The sequence below is a fragment of the Bacillus thuringiensis genome (genome assembly GCF_001595725.1).
Classification (GTDB): Bacteria; Bacillota; Bacilli; order Bacillales; family Bacillaceae_G; genus Bacillus_A; species Bacillus_A thuringiensis_K.
Genome location: NZ_CP014282.1, coordinates 4,569,638 through 4,587,507, shown reverse-complemented (window position 1 = coordinate 4,587,507; position 17,870 = coordinate 4,569,638). Strand labels below are relative to the sequence as shown.

Genomic DNA, 17,870 nt, shown 5'->3' with positions numbered 1-17,870 from the left:
TAGAAACGAGGGAATGAATTGAAGTATGGTTCTACACTTTTTCATCTTCCAAAAAGAAATATATTAATTTCTAGCATTATAAGTAGTATGGTGACTTTATTAGTAATAACTATGCTGTTTATAATTTTAAAGGTTTTTAATTTAGACATGATGAAAGATCATTTAAATCAAAAGCTTGTTTTAAGTGTTATGATGATTTTCATATGGGGCATAACGTTTTATATTACGCATTTCAATAAAAAAGAGATGTCTATACTTAGAGCATCCCTGCGAGTGCATTTTATATTATTTTTGCTAGCTCATACAGTAGCGTTATTTTATATTGTCATGCAAGTTAATATGAGTTTCATAGAGGCAATGAATTGGATTTACTTTTATAATATGCAGTTTATATTAAGTTTTGTAGTAATTTATGTAATATATATTCTTGTATATAATTTAATAGGTAAGGTTTTTCTAAGTATGGTTTTAACGAGCTGTACGTTAGTCATTTTATGTATTGTGAATTATTTGAAGCTTATTTTCAGAGGTGATCCGTTATATCCTTCTGATTTCACACAAATTACGCATATGCAATCAGTTATACCGATGGTGATGGACTATTTTAGCTGGAGTTATATGTTTATCATTATCGTAAGTGTCGTAGTTTGTATTGTAGCAGGGATATATATGAGAAGGTATATTCAAAATGTAAAGATTCATCTAGGAATAAGAGCCTTATTAGTAGTAGGATCTATTTTTGTTCTATATGCGTATGGTAATTTTACGAATACATTTATGAATAAAGTATTTCAAAAATCAGGTGTAGATTTTGTTTTGTGGAATCAAAATGAAAACTATGCTTCAAATGGTTTTGTACTTGGGTTTATTAGCAATTTAGATACAACAGTTATGGAAAAACCAAAAAATTATTCTAATGAAAATATGCTTCAAATAGCAAACGATATAAAAAAACAATATAGTGGAAATATAGGGAATCAAAAGAAAAAAGAGAAACCGAATATTATTTTTGTAATGAGTGAATCGTTTTGGGATCCCACGAAAATAACCAACCTTTCTTTTAGTGAAGATCCTGTACCAAATTTACATCATTATATAGAAAACTTTCCTGGTGGACAAACTATTTCTCCTACATTTGGGGGGAATACGGCGAACGTTGAATTTGAGGCATTAACAAGTTATTCAATGAGTTTGTTAAAGCCAGGTTCTATACCATATCAGCAAGTTATTACAAATAAGAAAGAAATTCCATCAATCCCTACGGCGTTGAAAAAAGAAGGTTATTACACAAGTGCAATTCATTCATTTGGTCGCACATTCTTTAAACGTGATGATGTATATAAGGTGTTAGGATTTGATAAGTTCAATGCAGAGGATACGATGGAAAATGTGGATATTGATGGAGATTATATTAGTGATTTAGCGATGAGTAAAGAGATAATTGCTGAGTTAGAGAAACAAAAACAACCTACATTTATTCATGCTGTTACGATGCAAAATCATTTTCCGTTTACAGAAGGCCGATTTGGTGAAAACCTAATAGAAATTAGCGGCCTAGAAAATGAAGAATCAAAGGGAGAATTAGAGACGTATACAGAAGGATTAAGACGTTCAGATGAGGCACTTCAATATTTAATTGAGCAACTAGATAATTTAGATAGACCTACATTATTAGTATTCTTTGGAGATCATCTTCCATCATTAGGAACCAATAAATCTTTTTATAAAGAAAATGGGTATATAACGAATGAAAAAACACCAAGTGAACGTTTAGCGATGGCGGAAACGCCGCTATTAATGTATGCAAACTTTGATATGCCAAATGATAATTTAGGTTTAGTAAGTCCAATTCATTTTTCTAATCTTATTTTTGATTATGCAGGATTAAATAAATCCTCATTTTATCAATTTTTATCGGAACTTTACAAGGAAATACCAGTGCTTAGAGATGAATTAAAAGTTGATAAAAATGGAGAAGTAATCAATGATTTAACAAAGAAACAAAAAGAAATGTTAGAGCAATATAAAATGCTCCAATATGATTTACTCGTCGGAAATCAATATAGTAAAGATATCCTCTTTAAATAAAAGAAACAAAAAGAACTTGTATAACGATACAAGTTCTTTTTTCATAGTATTTAACGGGGTAACCAGACAAGCTAGGTTTAGGGAGTATTACTTGTACATTTAGTATATATGAAAATGTAATCGTTTTATTTGTGTATTTGTGAGAAATGTGTGAATTTTATGTTTTGTAAAAAATCGATCATATTAACTTTCATTCTTGTATTGCAGTTGTTATGCATGTAAAAATTTTATCAGTTCTTTATTTAATTCATTCGCTTGATCGATTGGTGAACCATGACCACTATTTGTAAGAGCATGTAACTGAGAATTTTTAATTCGTTGTTGCGTAAGCTCAGCGCTTTTGTAAGGAATTAGTTGGTCGTGAACGCCGTGGAAGATTTTTGTTGGAACGTTAATTTTATTTAAATCTTTCGTTACATCTTCATTTGCAGCTGCTTGTAAAATTTTGATAAGGGCATAAGAAGCGGACTGCATACCGAGATAAGAAAACCATTCAAGGGTTGCGGCTCCTAAGTTTCTATTGAAAAAGGACAAAGATACATCATTTAAAAATTTTGGTAAATTAGCATACATTTGATTAATAAGGGCATCTGCTTGTTCTTTCGGTACACCGTAAGGGGACTCTTGATTTTTAACGAAAGAGGGGGAGACAGCGTCAATTAATGCGAGCTTAGAAATGCGGCGCCCATTATACCGAGACATATAGCGAATAGAAAGAGCACCACCAACTGAGAAACCGACTAACGTAGCGTTCTCTACTTGGAGTGCTTCTAGAACAATTGCGATATCATCGGCTAATCGATCATACGTGTAACCAGTCCATGGCTTATCAGATTGCCCATTTCCTCGTATATCCATGGCGATACAGCGAAAGCCATGCTCTGGTAAAACATTGAGTTGATATTGATACATTTGATGATTTAAAGGCCATCCGTGAACGAAGAAAACAGTCTTACTACCTGGACCAGGATTAACGTCTTGCACAAAAATATGCACATCTTTCTCGACCGTAACAAACATAAAACTCCCCCTGTTCTATCAATAGGTTCCATTCTAAAAGCTTTGTTTTACTTTTTGGGCCGTCTATATAAAACATCCTCCATAATATACGTATTAATGATCATAGATTTTATGCTCTGTATATAGTCTAAATATATTGCGTTTTTGGTATGATTTTCCTCAAATGTTCGATTTATCTTTGTTTGTCTGTGAAAATCATTTATTATAATAAATGGTATTCTTTGAGATGTTATTTTGAAGGGGTGTTGAAGTGAAAGAAAGTTTTCTATCATATAAAGAAGAAGAAAGGAATGCAAAAATCCTTTTATGGGTGTTATATGTCATTGTTATTGCATATCAAATTTTTTATGCAATCGTATTAGAAGATAAATCAATAATGGATAAGGGATACAACATAATATGGCAAGTTATTTGCGGAGTAGCAATACTGTGCGTGAATATATATTTACTAAAAAAAGAAAAGGCAAACCTTGTTAAATATGCATGGATATTTGCATACATAGGGATAGAAATCGCTAATATAATTTCGTATATTTTTTATAATAAGGCGGCGTTTGATACGACAAATATAATAGAGATTATTCTCATTTTCTTTGTACCCATATTTTTAAATAAAAAATTTTATGTGTTTTTGCTTTCCTCTATTGTAGGAAAATATTTAATTTATTTATTTGTATTAGAGGAAATAAAAGCATTTATGTTCCTTATTATGTATACCCTTATATTAATAGTTGCATATATCATTTTAAACCGATTTTTACAATATCTTTCAGCTGTAAAGGAAAGTATTGCGATTGCTAGTGAATCACAAAAATTAGCAGTAATCGGAAAAATGGCAGCGACGGTTGGACATGAAATTAAAAATCCACTCGCTTCATTAAAAGGATTTACGCAATTACAAAGAGAGAAGCATGAAGAGGATCCTGTTTATAAACGTATGATTTTTGAAATAGAAAATATGAATAATATGATAAGCGAGTTGATGGAAGTTGCTACATGCAAGCCTTCTATTTATAAGAAACATGATCTAGGAAAGATTGTATTACAAGCAACAACAACTCTTCGCGAAAAAATGAATGAATTAAATGTGCAGCTTATTTCTAATGTGGAAGAAAAAACAATAGAAGTTGAATGCGATGAACGAAAAATAAGAGGAGTCTTTTTATATACAATAAAAAACGCTTTAGAAGCAATGGAGCAAGGTGGCATATTACATTTACGATTAGAGAATAAAGGAAAAGAGTATGTAATGATCAGCTTAATTGATAATGGTCATGGTATTAAGCAAGAAAACTTAGCCCGTGTTACAGAGGCCTTTTATACAACGAAACAAGATAAAATTGGTCTGGGTCTTACAGTAGCGAATCGAATTGTCACCGAGCACCTTGGTGAGCTACATATTTCAAGTGAAAGAAATACTGGAACGAGAATAGACATTATTTTGCCAAGGAAGTGTGGAAATACTGAAATCCAAGTGGAAGAAAAGCTAGGAGTTACCATATGAATAAAGGCTATATATTTAAAAATGAAGAAATAAAGGCGTTGAAAGTATTTTTAAGTTTATTTTTTATTATATTTTTTGTGTATGATCTTGCCTATGAATTTATCGTACCTTTAATCGCGGGAGAGCAAGAAGGCGTAGGAAAGTTTGAAGATGGTTTAGGTTTATGGCTTTACTTTTTGATGGTAGTATTGTTTTGCATTGGAATATACTTTATGAAATGGAAGAATGTTTTTCCGGTAAAGTATATTATTCTAATTGGCTATAATGTATTAGATTGTATCCATAACATTATGATTTATTATGGTAGCGATGCGGAATTTGACGGTGGAAATATAGTAGAAGTATTTTTTATTTTGTTCGCACCAATCTTTGTAAATAAGAGATATTTCTGGTTAGTTCCAGCGATACTTGTTGGGAAGTACGCTCTTACAGGAATCATTATTCAATCTTCTCTCGTTTTAATCCCAATGGCATTATATAGTATATTTACTATCATATGTTGGATTATATTTTTGAGGGTTCAGTCTTACGTTCGAACGCTTGAAATGATGGACAAAGAAATAAAACAGACAGAAAAACTAGCAGCTGTTGGAAAGATGGCAACGGTTATTGGTTATAAGATTAGAAGACCTTTAGCAAACTTAAAAAAACTTGTGAATAAACAAGCAGACAAGCATCCGGAAGATAAAATTTATAGTGATATTATGAAACAAGAAGTAGATCGGATCCATATAATTGCTACAGAACTTAGTGGATTTGAGAAATCTAAATCACTAGAATCAGAAACTCATAACATACAAGAAATTATCTCTTATGTTATTCGAGTTATGGAAAAGCCTGCTTTAAAACAAGGAGTTCACATACAAGGTATTTACAGTAAAGACTTACCGTCAATTACATGTGATGAAAAACGATTAAAACAAGTCTTTTTTAATTTAATCAAAAATGCAATTGAAGCAATGTCAGTTGGCGGAACAATTACGATTAAAGTTACTGTAAAAGATGGAATCATCATTCAAGTGAAAGATGAGGGATGTGGTATTCCGAAAGATAAAATTCCAAAGTTAAATGAAGCCTTTTATACAACGAAAGAAACAGGAACTGGTCTAGGTTTAGTAGTTACAGAAAAAATTATTAAAGATCACAATGGTAAAATGAGTTTTGAAAGTGAAGTTGGGGTTGGAACGACGGTTGAGGTTATGTTACCACTGCATTAACTACAAAAAACATCACTTATTTGGAAGTGATGTTTTTGTGTTCTTCTTAGGTAGACGTTCTAAAAAAGAGGACGATAACGAAAAATAATATATTGATAGTGAAAAAAGAAAATAATGGATGTTTTACTATGAAAAATATATAATGGCTTTGTCTGTTATTTGTTGTAGTTCATTTATATTTCTATTTGTTGACCCGAATCTCGGGTCTTTTTTTATGAAATGAATTGCTATATATCAGTAATTAGAAAAATAGAACATACAGCACTTGCGGCATGAATATAAAGAGAGGTTGTATTCTCCCTCAAAAATAGGTTTCCAGCTATAATACTGGTAGGTTCGTTTTCTGGCACAACGAAAGCATTTACGTTGGTACATGTGCGTTCTCATTTATTCAGCTATTTGCCGGGCAGTCCGATTGGTGAGGGATGATAATCAGTGGGGGATGAAGACCCCCCACTGATTAAGGTTTCACTTTATCTATTTTTCTGTGGTCGATTGTATTGTGTATATAAATTAAAAAAATGATAGTGTTAGAGCCACCATTTTTCCTGTGGAAGCAAAATAACATCCACATCAAAATTCTCTTTAAACCAATCATACATCAATGTCTCTTTCACTAAATATTCAGAGGCAGAGTGTGACACACCAATTAGAGACATATTCGTTTCTTTTACATAATCCATAATGAGTGAGTATTTATATCGGCCGTAATCATTGTCGATATGGCAATGGATTTCTCCTGTAATATATGCTTCAGCACCTTTTTCTTCTGCTTCCTTCATTAAAGATACAACATCGCCACATCCAGCGATAATTGCGATTTTTTTGATGGAATCATGTCGTTTACCTTCGAAGTCTGTGTAAGGAATCTGGAAGAGTTTTTTTAGATGTTTTTGGAGTGCTTCTGTTGATGTTTCATCTATTTCACAAATAAGGCCAACTGGTTCTTGTTCTGGACCTCCATATGCAAAGTCGTCCACTACAGTAGCGTTTAATGCTTTTGCAATTGAAATACTCGTTCCATGCGTTTGATGAAAATCCATTGGTACGTGACATGTATATATAGAAAGTTGTTTTTCTTTTATTTCTTGCAAATATTTTTCAGGAATTGGTATGAAACCTCGACCGGATCTTCCAATTGGATCACCGCACTCCATTACAAGGGGATGGTGCATAAAGAGTAAATCACCGGGTGTGGATTGTGAAATGAATGTTTCAAGAACGTCATCTGTAGGGAATACAGCTAAAAATACTTTGGTTACATGTTCAGATCCGTGCATCATAAGGCCGTTAAATAAATCTACAAAATTTGCTTCAAAAAATTGTTGCCAAGGAAATTTGATAGGATCATATACGGCTGGTATAAATCGACTAAAGGCACTATCTTTTCCGTATTTTTCAATTTGAAATAAGTGATCGAGTGATTGCTCTATTTTTTTTAAGGCTGGCATGTTTAATAATCCTCCTTAAGATGATTCTTGCTTTATGAGTTGTTTATATTCTTCGTAGCAAAATAAGAAGCGGATAGGAAACAAATAAAACCTAGAATCCAGCTAATAGAAGGAGAATAGGGAAGTACATGCTGTAATAGCCTTCCGCTAGAAATGAAGAAAATACTAAATAGACCTAATAACATAGGATAGCGTTGTAGTTTGAACACAGATAGTAAACATCCTTTCTCCTGCATGAACTACTCATAAAAGCTCGATTGCTGAAACTTTATCACATACATTGTATATTAGTCTTAATTTTCTGTATATAACTTTTAAGAAAAATGGTGATACAATATATGAATGATAAGAGAAGAGAGGATGAAGATTAACATATGTACGTTACTGTAACAGAAGCAGCATATAAAAAGATTATGGATACGATTCCAAGTGAAGCGAAATATATAAAGTTATTTTACGATAATGAGGGTTGCGGTTGTGTCATGAGCGGAATCATCGATTTAGTAGCTGTAGCAGAGAAAGATGAGCGCGATGTGGATATTGAATCAAGCACAATGAATTTTATCGCTGATCGTACAAAGCTTGTATTTATGGACGATAAGTTAACGGTTGATTGGCATGAAGGTGGAGGAACTTTTCAGCTGAAGAGTCCGAGCCAATTTTATAATCCGAATATGAAGTTACATGTTCGAGTGTAGTAAAGGAAAGGTGGTCCAAAATGTATGTTGGAACCACCTTTTTTTATTGTATAAGTTGCTATTATTGTCGTTTTTTGTTGATAAGTCGATATATTTAAAAAATCGCTGATATAATTCGAGTTGCGCCGATATATTCGAAAAATCGCCGATATAAATTCATACACCAAATAACGTACACCTCTCCTGACAATACGAAGATTTTTTCACATAATGAAATGTACATGTGATTGAATTTTCTGTATAATCTTCTTTGCGGAGGGGATACGCATGAGAAGATGGGGAATTGAGTTATTAATTTTAAGTGTTGTTATTATTTGGGGGATTAACTATACAATTGCGAAGTATGGACTTTTAGAATTTACAGCAATTGAGTTTACTGCACTTCGTATGATGGCGGCGGCACCGCTTCTGTTACTCCTTACCTTTTTTATTGAAAAGTCGGTTTATATGGAGCGAAAGGATATACCTAGATTAATCATCGTTAGCGTTGTAGGTATTGTACTGTATCAAACGCTATTTATGGAAACTGTCAAATATACATCCGCTACAAATGCCTCTTTACTCATTTCTATATCACCTATTTTTACAACTGTATTTGCGATTTTTCTGAAACAAGAAAATTTTTCTTCTCGAAAGTTAATCGGTTCTATGATTGCTTTTGTTGGTGCAGCATTAGTTTTAGTAGCAGGGCATTCACTTACTAGTTCTTTTTATGGCAATGGAATTGGACTTATTACATCAATATGCTGGGGGCTTTATCCTGTTTTAGCAGGACCATTAATTAAAAAATATTCAGCATTACGTGTTACAGCATGGTCTGCGCTAGTGGGTGCGATTCCGCTATTATTGTTAAGTGGTCCGCATGTGTTTGTCATGCCATTTCACATTATTCACGGAATGACACTATTTGCTTTACTATATTCTATTTTCTTTGTAACAGTATTTGGTCTAGTAATGTGGTATGTTGGTGTTCAAAAAATTGGAGCGTCACATACGATGGTATATATGTATATAACGCCGCTTGTAGCTGTTTTATTTGCAGCTGTCTGGGCAAATGAATATGTATCGTTTCAACAGATCATCGGTGGAATTATCATTTTTGTCGGTCTATGGTTTGTGAAATCCCAGAAAGGAAAAGTTCATTCTATTGCAGGGGAACCTATATCAAAATAGGAAAACAGATCACCTATGATCTGCTTTCCTATTTTTTTATTTTTTGGTAAGAAGATGAGAAATAAGATAGCAGTAATAAGTGGAATTAAGTTTAAAAATGGAATACGGAAGAGTGTAATAAGAATAATACCTGGAAGAAGAACACCGAGGACAGCGTAAAAAATGCTATGATTTTTCGTGTACCAATACAATGAAAGTCCAATAAGTGCAGGGATAATGAGGTGAATGAGAGCCATTAAAAAATAAATCATTAGACGCCCCCTTTATTTGTGTGCTTATTACATCATATCCGTATGTTCATAGATTGATATCATTTTTTTCATAAATGGACGAAAAAAGTTTGAAAAACCGTCACAAAATATGAGAATATGATGTTTGAAATCTTGTATAATATTATTTTCTAAAAACATTTAAACAACATAAACATACTGTTTATGTTGTTTTTAATTTGAATGAAATGAATGTAAGGAATATGAATTTGAAAGAAATTTTTTGTTGGATAGATAAGAACGAATGAAGAGAGGTACAGCATGATTAGTATGTCACTAAGATCATTTAAAATCCAATCGTATTATATACTAGGTATTTTGTTACTAGGATGGATGTTAACACCGTTTTCAGCACACTTTTTAGGCGCTGGAATTGGGCTTATTGTAAGTATGTATTGCGTTTGGCTTTTAGGGAGAAGAATTGAGAAGCTTGGAGATAGTATTGTAAAGAAGACGAAAGCACCGACACTCGGTATGTTTAACCGTTTTGCAGCTGCCATTTTGGGTGCTATTATTATGTACGAAATTGAGCACCACATGGTTATGTGGGCGTTTGCAGTAGGGATTATGGGTGGTTATTTCTTAATCGTTGTGAATTTAGGTTACTATAGCATGAAAGATGAGAAAGAACTAACAAAGAGCTAAAAAAGATAAAAAGATAAAAGAATTCTTTTTAGATGGAATAGATGATCCAGCCACGGATAGAAGCGGTCAGGGCCTTTTTTAGCCCCATGCGATGTGAAACCCGAGAGATGTAGTGAGTAGGGATATAATTTATATGTTCGAAGCCATGATTTGTCTCTGTTGAAATGGGTTTACTCTGGGATAAGTGATTCAGTGATGGATAGTACAGCAGGAAGCATAACTTTACATAAAATACAGGTTTCTGCTTCCAATAAGTTAACATGAAATTACGTATTAGTATGACTCTTAGCTTCTTTAAAAAAGTTGGATATAAGACAGCAAACTATTCCGGTAATTAGAATAATATATTTTATCGTTTCACTTGTATGCTCAAATAAATTAACGTTAAGCATTACAAGTCCCCAAAAAACTTGAATTGCTCCATAACTTAATAAAATTTTTCCTGTACGAGAAAAATTTTTCATAGGTCTCACCCTTTCCTGTATATGTAAATTGTATCATAAAAAAACTAAAAACGAATAAATATAAAGTGAATTTTCTGTAAAATTATAGATGTTGGCATGCCATTTTATGATTTAAGTCACAGATCAAGAGATTAACGTTTCACTTTATATAAGATATAGAAAGAAGCTTACGTTTTCACGTAAGCTTCTTTTTTATGTAAGTGTGTGTAACCGTTAAGCCGCATTGGGTTTTGTCGGTGAGTACGCGAAACTTTACGTTTACACGACACTTATTCATATGAGTAAAGGGTTATTCCAACAGAAATTTTTAATTTAAGCGATTGGGCCGCCTAAGTTAATAATATCTTCAGAAACGCTTTCGAACTTTTTGAAGTTCTCTTTGAATTCATTTGCAAGCTCGATTGCTTTTGATTTGTAAGCAGCTTTATCAGCCCAAGTTTGTTCAGGCATTAACACTTCGTCAGGTACACCTGGTACGTGAAGTGGAACTTCAAGACCGAAGATGTCATGTTTAGCTGTTTCAGTTTTTGCAAGTTCGCCGCTTAATGCTGCTTGAATCATTGCACGAGTGTAACCTAAGTTCATACGTTTACCAACGCCGTATTCGCCACCAGTCCAGCCAGTGTTTACTAAGAATACTTTCGCATCGTGTTTCTCGATTTTTTCACCAAGCATTTCAGCGTAGCGAGATGCATCAAGTGGTAAGAATGGTGAACCGAAGCAAGTTGAGAATGTAGCTTGCGGAGATGTAACACCGCGCTCTGTTCCTGCTAGTTTACTAGTGTAACCACTTAAGAAATGATACATAGCTTGTTCTTTTGATAACTTACTGATTGGAGGCAATACGCCAGATGCATCAGCAGTTAAGAAAATGATGGTATTTGGGTGTCCAGCAACACTTGGCAGTACGATATTGTCGATCGCATGCATAGGGTATGCAGCACGAGTATTTTCTGTTAAAGTAGTATCGTTGTAGTCTGCGATACGCGTTTGGTCATTAATGATAACGTTTTCTAAAACAGATCCAAATTTGATTGCATCGAAAATTTGTGGTTCTTTCTCGTGAGAAAGGTTTACACATTTTGCGTAGCAACCGCCTTCAATATTGAATACACCGTTATCAGACCAACCGTGCTCATCATCACCAATTAATTTACGGTTTGGATCAGCAGATAAAGTTGTTTTACCTGTTCCAGATAAACCGAAAAATAGTGCTACGTCACCTTCTTCACCTACGTTTGCAGAGCAATGCATAGAAAGAATATCTTGTTCAGGTAGTAAGAAATTCATAATAGAGAAGATTGATTTTTTCATTTCTCCAGCGTATTCTGTACCACCAATTAGTACAATACGTTTTTCGAATGAAACCATAATGAATGCTTCAGAGTTTGTACCGTCAACAGCTGGATCAGCTTTGAAGTTCGGTGCAGAAACAATTGTGAACCCTGACTCATGAGTTGTTAATTCTTCTTCAGTTGGACGAATGAATAATTGATGTACAAATAAATTGTGCCATGCATATTCATTAATAACTTGAATTGGTAGGCGGTAATTGCGGTCAGCGCCTGCAAATCCTTTGAAGACGAATAACTCTTCTTTTTCTTTTAAGTATTCTAAAACTTTAGTATATAATTTATTAAAATGTTCTTCAGAAATCGGTTGGTTTACAGCTCCCCAAGCAATTTTGTCAGCAACCGATGCTTCTTTCACAATAAATTTATCTTTAGGAGAACGTCCTGTATATTTTCCTGTTGAAGCAGAAACGGCACCAGTAGAAGTTAATTTCCCTTCATTTCGCATTAATACTTTTTCCACTAATTGCGGAACACTTAGTTGAATCTGTGCATTGCTTCCGTTCAATAATTCATGTAAACCAATTTGGACATTCACAGTACTCATATTTATATACCATCCTTTTCATTTAATGAAATATTTCTCGTAATCCCCAACAAGAGTATAACACAATTATATAAATAATGTATACTATTTATTTCTTTTTGTTTGTGTGAATACATTATTTCCTTATTAATATTTCATTTTAGGCGCATTGAGAAAAACTTTCACGAAAATGTGAATATTAATTGACAAATGAATATCATTTCTTTAGTATAGGTTGGGACGGATACTCTCTTATCCCGAGCTGGCGGAGGGACAGGCCCGATGAAGCCCAGCAACCTCACTTGTATTGATAAATGCAGGTGAATAGGTGCTAAAACCTGTGCGAGGCTACAGGTCTCGAACGATAAGAGCGAAGGGCAAAAAGCAGTATGCAAGTAGCAAATTAAACCTTTCCTCTATATAAAGTAGGAAAGGTTTTTCTGTATGCTTGTGTGGGAGAATAAATGTATGTCGCAATCTGTGGCAAATTAAGGATGAGTTCCGTACAATATATACAATTACTGTAGGGAGGTTTACCACATGACAAAAAAACGTCATCTGTTCACATCTGAGTCTGTAACTGAAGGACATCCAGATAAAATTTGTGACCAAATTTCTGATTCAATTTTAGATGCGATCTTATCAAAAGACGCAAATGCACGTGTAGCTTGTGAAACAACTGTAACAACTGGTTTAGTATTGGTAGCGGGGGAAATTACGACTTCTACTTACGTAGATATTCCAAAAATCGTTCGTGAAACAATTCAAGGCATTGGTTACACACGCGCAAAATACGGATTCGATGCAGAAACTTGTGCAGTTTTAACATCTATCGATGAGCAATCTGCTGACATCGCTATGGGTGTTGACCAAGCGCTAGAAGCACGCGAAGGTCAAATGACTGACGCTGAGATTGAGGCAATTGGTGCAGGAGACCAAGGTTTAATGTTTGGTTTCGCATGTAATGAAACACAAGAGTTAATGCCACTTCCAATCTCGCTTGCTCACAAATTAGCTCGCCGTTTAACTGAAGTACGTAAAGATGATACGTTATCATACCTACGTCCGGATGGAAAAACGCAAGTTACAGTTGAGTATGATGAAAATGGTAAACCAGTACGTGTTGATACTATCGTAATTTCTACACAACATCACCCAGATGTTACATGGGAAGAAATCGATCGCGACTTAAAAGAGCACGTAATTAAAGCTGTAGTACCAGCAGAATTAATCGATGGAGAAACGAAATTCTTCATTAACCCAACTGGCCGCTTCGTAATTGGTGGACCACAAGGTGATGCTGGTTTAACAGGACGTAAAATCATCGTTGATACTTACGGTGGATACGCTCGTCACGGTGGCGGTGCATTCTCTGGTAAAGATGCAACGAAAGTTGACCGTTCTGCAGCATATGCAGCTCGTTATGTTGCGAAAAACATCGTAGCAGCTGGTCTTGCTGAAAAAGCAGAAGTACAACTTGCATACGCAATTGGTGTAGCACAACCAGTATCAATTTCAGTTGATACATTCGGCACTGGTAAAGTATCTGAAGACGTATTAGTAGAACTAGTTCGTAACAACTTCGATCTTCGCCCAGCTGGTATTATTAAAATGCTAGACTTACGTCGCCCAATTTACAAACAAACAGCAGCTTACGGCCACTTCGGACGTACTGATGTAGATCTATCATGGGAACGTACAGACAAAGCTGCAGCTTTAAAAGAGCAAGCTGGTCTATAATATATGAAAAAAAGCTTTGCGCAGTGAGCGCAAAGCTTTTTTTATTTATAATTACGTTGGAATAAAGCGAAGAGTTCAATGTCATGCCAAGTGCCGTTGCGGAATATAGCTTCTTTACAAGTTCCTTCATGTTGAAAACCGAGTGATTTATATAATTTAATTGCTCTCTCGTTGAAAGAAAATACTCGTAAAGAAAGGCGATGTAAATTTAATTCTAAAAATGCATAATTCAATAATAAAGTGAAAGCTTCCTTCCCATAACCTTGCCCCCAGTAATCCTTTTTACCAATATCAATAATGCATTCAGCGTTTCGATTATACGAATCAATATGAATTAAAGAAGTAATACCAATTGGAAGATGCGTAGCTTTTTCTTCAATGATATAGCTTTTAGAGTTTGAAGAATGAATAAATTGCTGGCAAAGTTTTTCTGTATCTTGTAAGGAATATTTATCAAGGTTAAGGGTAGTTGAACTCATAACGTCTATATCATTATGCCATTTATAATACGTTAGAATATCATCTTCGGAAAACTTTCGTAACTGGATACGGTTTGATTCAAACAATATAAGCCCACCTTTTGTATTTACTAGTTTTTGTTCATTATTTCAATACACGAGCTACAATAAATGTGTCCTTCTAGTTCAATATACTTTCTTATATTAGTCATACCATTTGCCGGAAATGGCATATGAATCCACGCTTTTTCATACGTTTGTATTTCTTTTTCACATGATTTACAAAGGATTGGTTTCTTCTTGAACATATGTAATCAACCTTTCATTTGACGTGCTTTACTTGCGCAAAAGGCACTACTTAGTAAAAATAGTGTCGCGAATATAATGCTTACTAATGTAGCGTATGGAATTGCGCCTTTTAAGGAAAAGCCGACAGTGATGGAAGCGACGAATAAGAGGATGAATGTTGTTGTTAATTTTTTATAAAGTTCCATACTATGTAGACCTCCAATCTATTTTTTAGTACAAGTTTTAAAATTGAATTCTATTATGTAGAAAATATAAAGAGTAGCTAAAGATGTGTAGTCTAGGAGTATAAGAAATTGCACTTTCCTTTTTGTGGGTTAGTATACTTATATTGTATCATGGCGCATGATTGGCTTCATACATAATTGTGTAAAGGTATGTATGATAAAATGAAGAAAAGTCTTTAAGAAAGGAAAGATAAAAAATGAGTGTAACTGAACATAAAAAACAAGCTCCAAAAGAAGTGCGTTGCAAGATTGTTACGATTTCCGATACACGTACGGAAGAAACAGATAAGAGCGGACAACTATTACATGAATTGTTAAAAGAAGCGGGACATAAAGTAACTTCTTATGAAATTGTAAAAGATGATAAAGAAAGTATTCAGCAAGCAGTGTTAGCTGGTTATCATAAGGAAGATGTAGATGTTGTATTAACAAATGGCGGTACTGGTATTACGAAACGCGATGTCACAATTGAAGCAGTATCAGCGTTATTAGATAAAGAAATTGTTGGATTTGGTGAGCTGTTCCGTATGATTAGTTATTTAGAAGATATCGGAAGCAGCGCAATGTTAAGTAGAGCGATTGGTGGTACAATTGGGCGCAAAGTAGTTTTCTCGATGCCGGGGTCTAGCGGAGCGGTTCGACTTGCGATGAATAAATTAATTTTACCGGAATTAGGCCATATTACATTTGAGCTGCATCGCCAATGAGTAAGTGTGCTGGAATTGTATTAGCGGGCGGTATGTCGAGTAGATTTAGTGAGCCGAAAGCGTTAGCAATTTGGAAGGGAACTACTTTTGTTGAGCATATTGTGAAAGTGATGGGAAATACTTTGCAAGACATTGTAGTAATTAGCCATACTGATATAAAAGAGCGAGTAGAGCAATTCGTACAAGTTCCTGTTATAGAAGATATCCCGCATTATAAAGGGAATGGACCGCTGGCCGGCATTGTATCAGGTATGGAATACATAGAAGCAGATTGGTACGCTATTATGCCTTGCGATGCGCCAAATGTTTCGCATGAGTGGTTTACCATTTTATTAGAGCAAACGAGCAATGAATATGATGCGGTTGTACCTATTATTAATGGAAGGAAACAACCGTTACTTGCAGCGTATCATAATCGAGTGAAAGAAAAGATTTATGCTTTGCTTCAGGAAGAAAAAAGAAGTATGGGCCAGCTTTTATCACAATGTAATGTGAAGTATATTGTTGGTGAAGATGTACAAGCGAATGCGGATTGGTTTATAAATGTGAATACGAAAGAAGAATATGTGCAGGCTCAAAAAGACCTTTCAAATGAATGAAAGGTTTTTTTGTATACAGAAATTGGGGAACAATTATTGTATAAAGGTATGTGAGTAAGTTGATTTTAAGGGTAATTTCTTAAAATCACTATACAGTTAAAATAGTGTATAACTATATATTAATTTTTATGGGTTTTTATTACAAGTCTGTTTAGTTATGTTTATTTTTGATATAATGAATATAGAAATAAAACAATGTTTAACCTTATGTATCATTTATGAAACTAAAATTTATAACTGTGTAATAAACTCCCTTCGTCTAGTTGAAGGGAGTTCTTCTGTTTAAGCGAGTAATTCTGATGCGGTGTGCTGAAGGACTTCTTCATATTGGTCAAGTAACCCACGGAAAATCTCATCCCAGCTTTTTGTTTTAGCATAAGACGAAGCAGCTATGCCCATTTGTATAAGCTGCTCTTCATTTCGCAATAAAGAATGGATGGATGATAGAAATGAATCCGCATGTTTGGGCGGGCAAAGAATTCCTGTTTTTCCATCTGCAATAATATTTTTAACCCCACCACTATTTGCACCGATGACAGGTGTACCGCATGCAAGTGATTCGAGTACGACATTTCCGAACGTTTCAGTAGCAGATGGAAATATCATGATGTTAGAACAAGCATATACTTCAGCTAAATCTTTACCTTGTAAATATCCAGTAAAAGTGACATTTGCTTTCGGAACAGCTTCACGTAAATTTGTTGCTAGAGGACCGTCTCCTGCGATGAGCCAATGAATGTCATTTCGAGTATGGGCTGTTTTGACGATAAGGTGTTGCAACGTATCAATATCTTTTTCAGGGGCAATCCGTCCAACGTAGGAAAGGACATACTTCGCTGTAATATTATATTTTTTTCGGAATAGGTCTGTATTGTAAGATGGATGAAAGAGTGTGCAATCTACACCACGTCCCCAAATGGATAGGGCCTGAAAGCCTTTATTTTTTAGTTGGTGTAACGTTTCAAAAGAAGGAACGAAATTTTTTTGCATATGACTATGAAACCATTTTAAATAGTTCCAAAGCATATTAGAGAGAAATTCGATTTTGTAATAGCGTAAATAAGCATCGAAATCAGTATGATAAGAACCGACAACTGGGATGTTTAACTTTTTTGCATAATATAATCCACAAAGTCCCATGTTGAAAGGTGTAGCAATGTGAATAATGTCAGGCTTAAAGGAAAGAAGTTCTCGTTTAATGCGCGGAGTAGGAAAAGAAAAGCGACATTCTGGATATAATATTGTTAACGGGATACTTCTCATCTTGTTCACATTGGCCACGAAATTATCTTCAGCTGTATGCTGAGGGGCGAAAACAGAATAGGCGATCTGTTCTTTCTGAAAATATTGTGTTATTCGCTCTAACGTTTTCGCAACCCCGTTAACTTGTGGCGTAAAAGTATCGGTAAAAATGGCGACTCTCATC

General features: G+C 34.4%; 17 protein-coding genes, 1 pseudogene and 1 riboswitch. Of the genes and pseudogenes, 9 read left to right on the top strand and 9 right to left on the bottom strand.

Going from position 1 to position 17,870, the window contains the following annotated elements:
* Window positions 1-18 precede the first annotated feature (18 nt).
* Window positions 19-2,088: an LTA synthase family protein gene (locus AXW78_RS23050; protein WP_000873619.1), complete on the top strand. Its 2,070-nt coding sequence runs from the start codon at window positions 19-21 to the stop codon at window positions 2,086-2,088.
* Between the two features lie 210 nt (window positions 2,089-2,298).
* Here AXW78_RS23050 and AXW78_RS23045 read toward each other — a convergent pair whose 3' ends face one another.
* Window positions 2,299-3,108: an alpha/beta fold hydrolase gene (locus AXW78_RS23045; RefSeq protein WP_000498280.1), complete on the bottom strand. Its 810-nt coding sequence runs from the start codon at window positions 3,106-3,108 to the stop codon at window positions 2,299-2,301.
* Window positions 3,109-3,358: 250 nt separating this feature from the next.
* Here AXW78_RS23045 and AXW78_RS23040 point away from each other — a divergent pair, with 250 nt between their 5' ends.
* Together AXW78_RS23040 and AXW78_RS23035 are read left to right on the top strand one after the other, a co-directional pair.
* A complete protein-coding gene (locus tag AXW78_RS23040; RefSeq protein ID WP_061884689.1) occupies window positions 3,359-4,612 on the top strand; it encodes an ATP-binding protein in 1,254 nt (417 codons plus the stop codon).
* Window positions 4,609-5,829, top strand: a complete 1,221-nt coding sequence (locus AXW78_RS23035) for an ATP-binding protein (protein ID WP_001032632.1) — start codon at window positions 4,609-4,611, stop codon at window positions 5,827-5,829. The genes AXW78_RS23040 and AXW78_RS23035 overlap by 4 nt, the downstream gene beginning before the upstream one ends.
* Window positions 5,830-6,359: 530 nt before the next feature.
* Here AXW78_RS23035 and AXW78_RS23030 read toward each other — a convergent pair.
* The gene (locus AXW78_RS23030; protein ID WP_001111116.1) at window positions 6,360-7,280 is read right to left on the bottom strand and encodes a Nif3-like dinuclear metal center hexameric protein; all 921 of its coding nucleotides are present in this window, start codon (window positions 7,278-7,280) and stop codon (window positions 6,360-6,362) included.
* Between the two features lie 374 nt (window positions 7,281-7,654).
* On the opposite strand from AXW78_RS23030, the gene AXW78_RS23025 reads away from it, so the two are divergent.
* Window positions 7,655-7,978 carry an iron-sulfur cluster biosynthesis family protein gene (locus AXW78_RS23025; RefSeq protein WP_000289570.1) on the top strand — a complete coding sequence of 108 codons (324 nt, stop codon included), beginning with the start codon at window positions 7,655-7,657 and terminating at the stop codon, window positions 7,976-7,978.
* 267 nt (window positions 7,979-8,245) lie between these two features.
* Entirely contained in the window at window positions 8,246-9,151 is a 906-nt protein-coding gene (locus AXW78_RS23020; RefSeq protein WP_001255416.1) for a DMT family transporter, read from the top strand.
* Between the two features lie 32 nt (window positions 9,152-9,183).
* Here the strand turns inward: AXW78_RS23020 and AXW78_RS23015 are convergent.
* Window positions 9,184-9,402 (bottom strand): annotated as a pseudogene (locus AXW78_RS23015) (hypothetical protein); the annotation flags it as partial.
* A gap of 279 nt (window positions 9,403-9,681) precedes the next feature.
* On the opposite strand from AXW78_RS23015, the gene AXW78_RS23010 reads away from it, so the two are divergent.
* The gene (locus AXW78_RS23010; protein ID WP_000624926.1) at window positions 9,682-10,065 is read left to right on the top strand and encodes an ATP synthase subunit I; all 384 of its coding nucleotides are present in this window, start codon (window positions 9,682-9,684) and stop codon (window positions 10,063-10,065) included.
* 266 nt (window positions 10,066-10,331) lie between these two features.
* Here AXW78_RS23010 and AXW78_RS23005 read toward each other — a convergent pair whose 3' ends face one another.
* Both AXW78_RS23005 and pckA read right to left on the bottom strand, forming a co-directional pair.
* Window positions 10,332-10,529 (bottom strand): hypothetical protein, encoded by a 198-nt coding sequence (locus AXW78_RS23005; RefSeq protein ID WP_061884688.1) that lies wholly within the window; start codon window positions 10,527-10,529, stop codon window positions 10,332-10,334.
* A 312-nt stretch (window positions 10,530-10,841) separates the two neighbouring features.
* A complete protein-coding gene (pckA, locus tag AXW78_RS23000; protein WP_000108811.1) occupies window positions 10,842-12,428 on the bottom strand; it encodes a phosphoenolpyruvate carboxykinase (ATP) in 1,587 nt (528 codons plus the stop codon).
* Between the two features lie 228 nt (window positions 12,429-12,656).
* Window positions 12,657-12,778: riboswitch (SAM riboswitch) on the top strand.
* 169 nt (window positions 12,779-12,947) lie between these two features.
* Here pckA and metK point away from each other — a divergent pair.
* Window positions 12,948-14,147: a methionine adenosyltransferase gene (gene metK / locus AXW78_RS22995; RefSeq protein WP_000163115.1), complete on the top strand. Its 1,200-nt coding sequence runs from the start codon at window positions 12,948-12,950 to the stop codon at window positions 14,145-14,147.
* 41 nt (window positions 14,148-14,188) lie between these two features.
* On the opposite strand, the gene AXW78_RS22990 is transcribed toward metK, so the two are convergent.
* From AXW78_RS22990 to AXW78_RS22985, 3 genes are read right to left on the bottom strand one after another with little or no spacing between them, the layout of a single operon-like run.
* Window positions 14,189-14,713 carry a GNAT family N-acetyltransferase gene (locus AXW78_RS22990; RefSeq protein ID WP_000464117.1) on the bottom strand — a complete coding sequence of 175 codons (525 nt, stop codon included), beginning with the start codon at window positions 14,711-14,713 and terminating at the stop codon, window positions 14,189-14,191.
* A gap of 23 nt (window positions 14,714-14,736) precedes the next feature.
* Window positions 14,737-14,913, bottom strand: a complete 177-nt coding sequence (locus AXW78_RS34515; protein WP_000473607.1) for a hypothetical protein — start codon at window positions 14,911-14,913, stop codon at window positions 14,737-14,739.
* A gap of 6 nt (window positions 14,914-14,919) precedes the next feature.
* Window positions 14,920-15,099: a hypothetical protein gene (locus tag AXW78_RS22985; RefSeq protein ID WP_000424808.1), complete on the bottom strand. Its 180-nt coding sequence runs from the start codon at window positions 15,097-15,099 to the stop codon at window positions 14,920-14,922.
* 236 nt (window positions 15,100-15,335) lie between these two features.
* On the opposite strand from AXW78_RS22985, the gene AXW78_RS22980 reads away from it, so the two are divergent.
* Both AXW78_RS22980 and AXW78_RS22975 read left to right on the top strand, forming a co-directional pair.
* On the top strand, window positions 15,336-15,845 hold the full coding sequence (locus tag AXW78_RS22980) for a MogA/MoaB family molybdenum cofactor biosynthesis protein (RefSeq protein WP_000117124.1): 510 nt from the start codon (window positions 15,336-15,338) through the stop codon (window positions 15,843-15,845).
* On the top strand, window positions 15,842-16,444 hold the full coding sequence (locus AXW78_RS22975) for a molybdenum cofactor guanylyltransferase (protein WP_061884687.1): 603 nt from the start codon (window positions 15,842-15,844) through the stop codon (window positions 16,442-16,444). Before AXW78_RS22980 ends, AXW78_RS22975 begins: the two co-directional genes overlap by 4 nt.
* A 282-nt stretch (window positions 16,445-16,726) precedes the next feature.
* Here the strand turns inward: AXW78_RS22975 and AXW78_RS22970 are convergent, their stop codons facing one another.
* Window positions 16,727-17,869, bottom strand: a complete 1,143-nt coding sequence (locus AXW78_RS22970) for a glycosyltransferase family 4 protein (RefSeq protein ID WP_001261598.1) — start codon at window positions 17,867-17,869, stop codon at window positions 16,727-16,729.
* Window position 17,870: the final 1 nt, after the last annotated feature.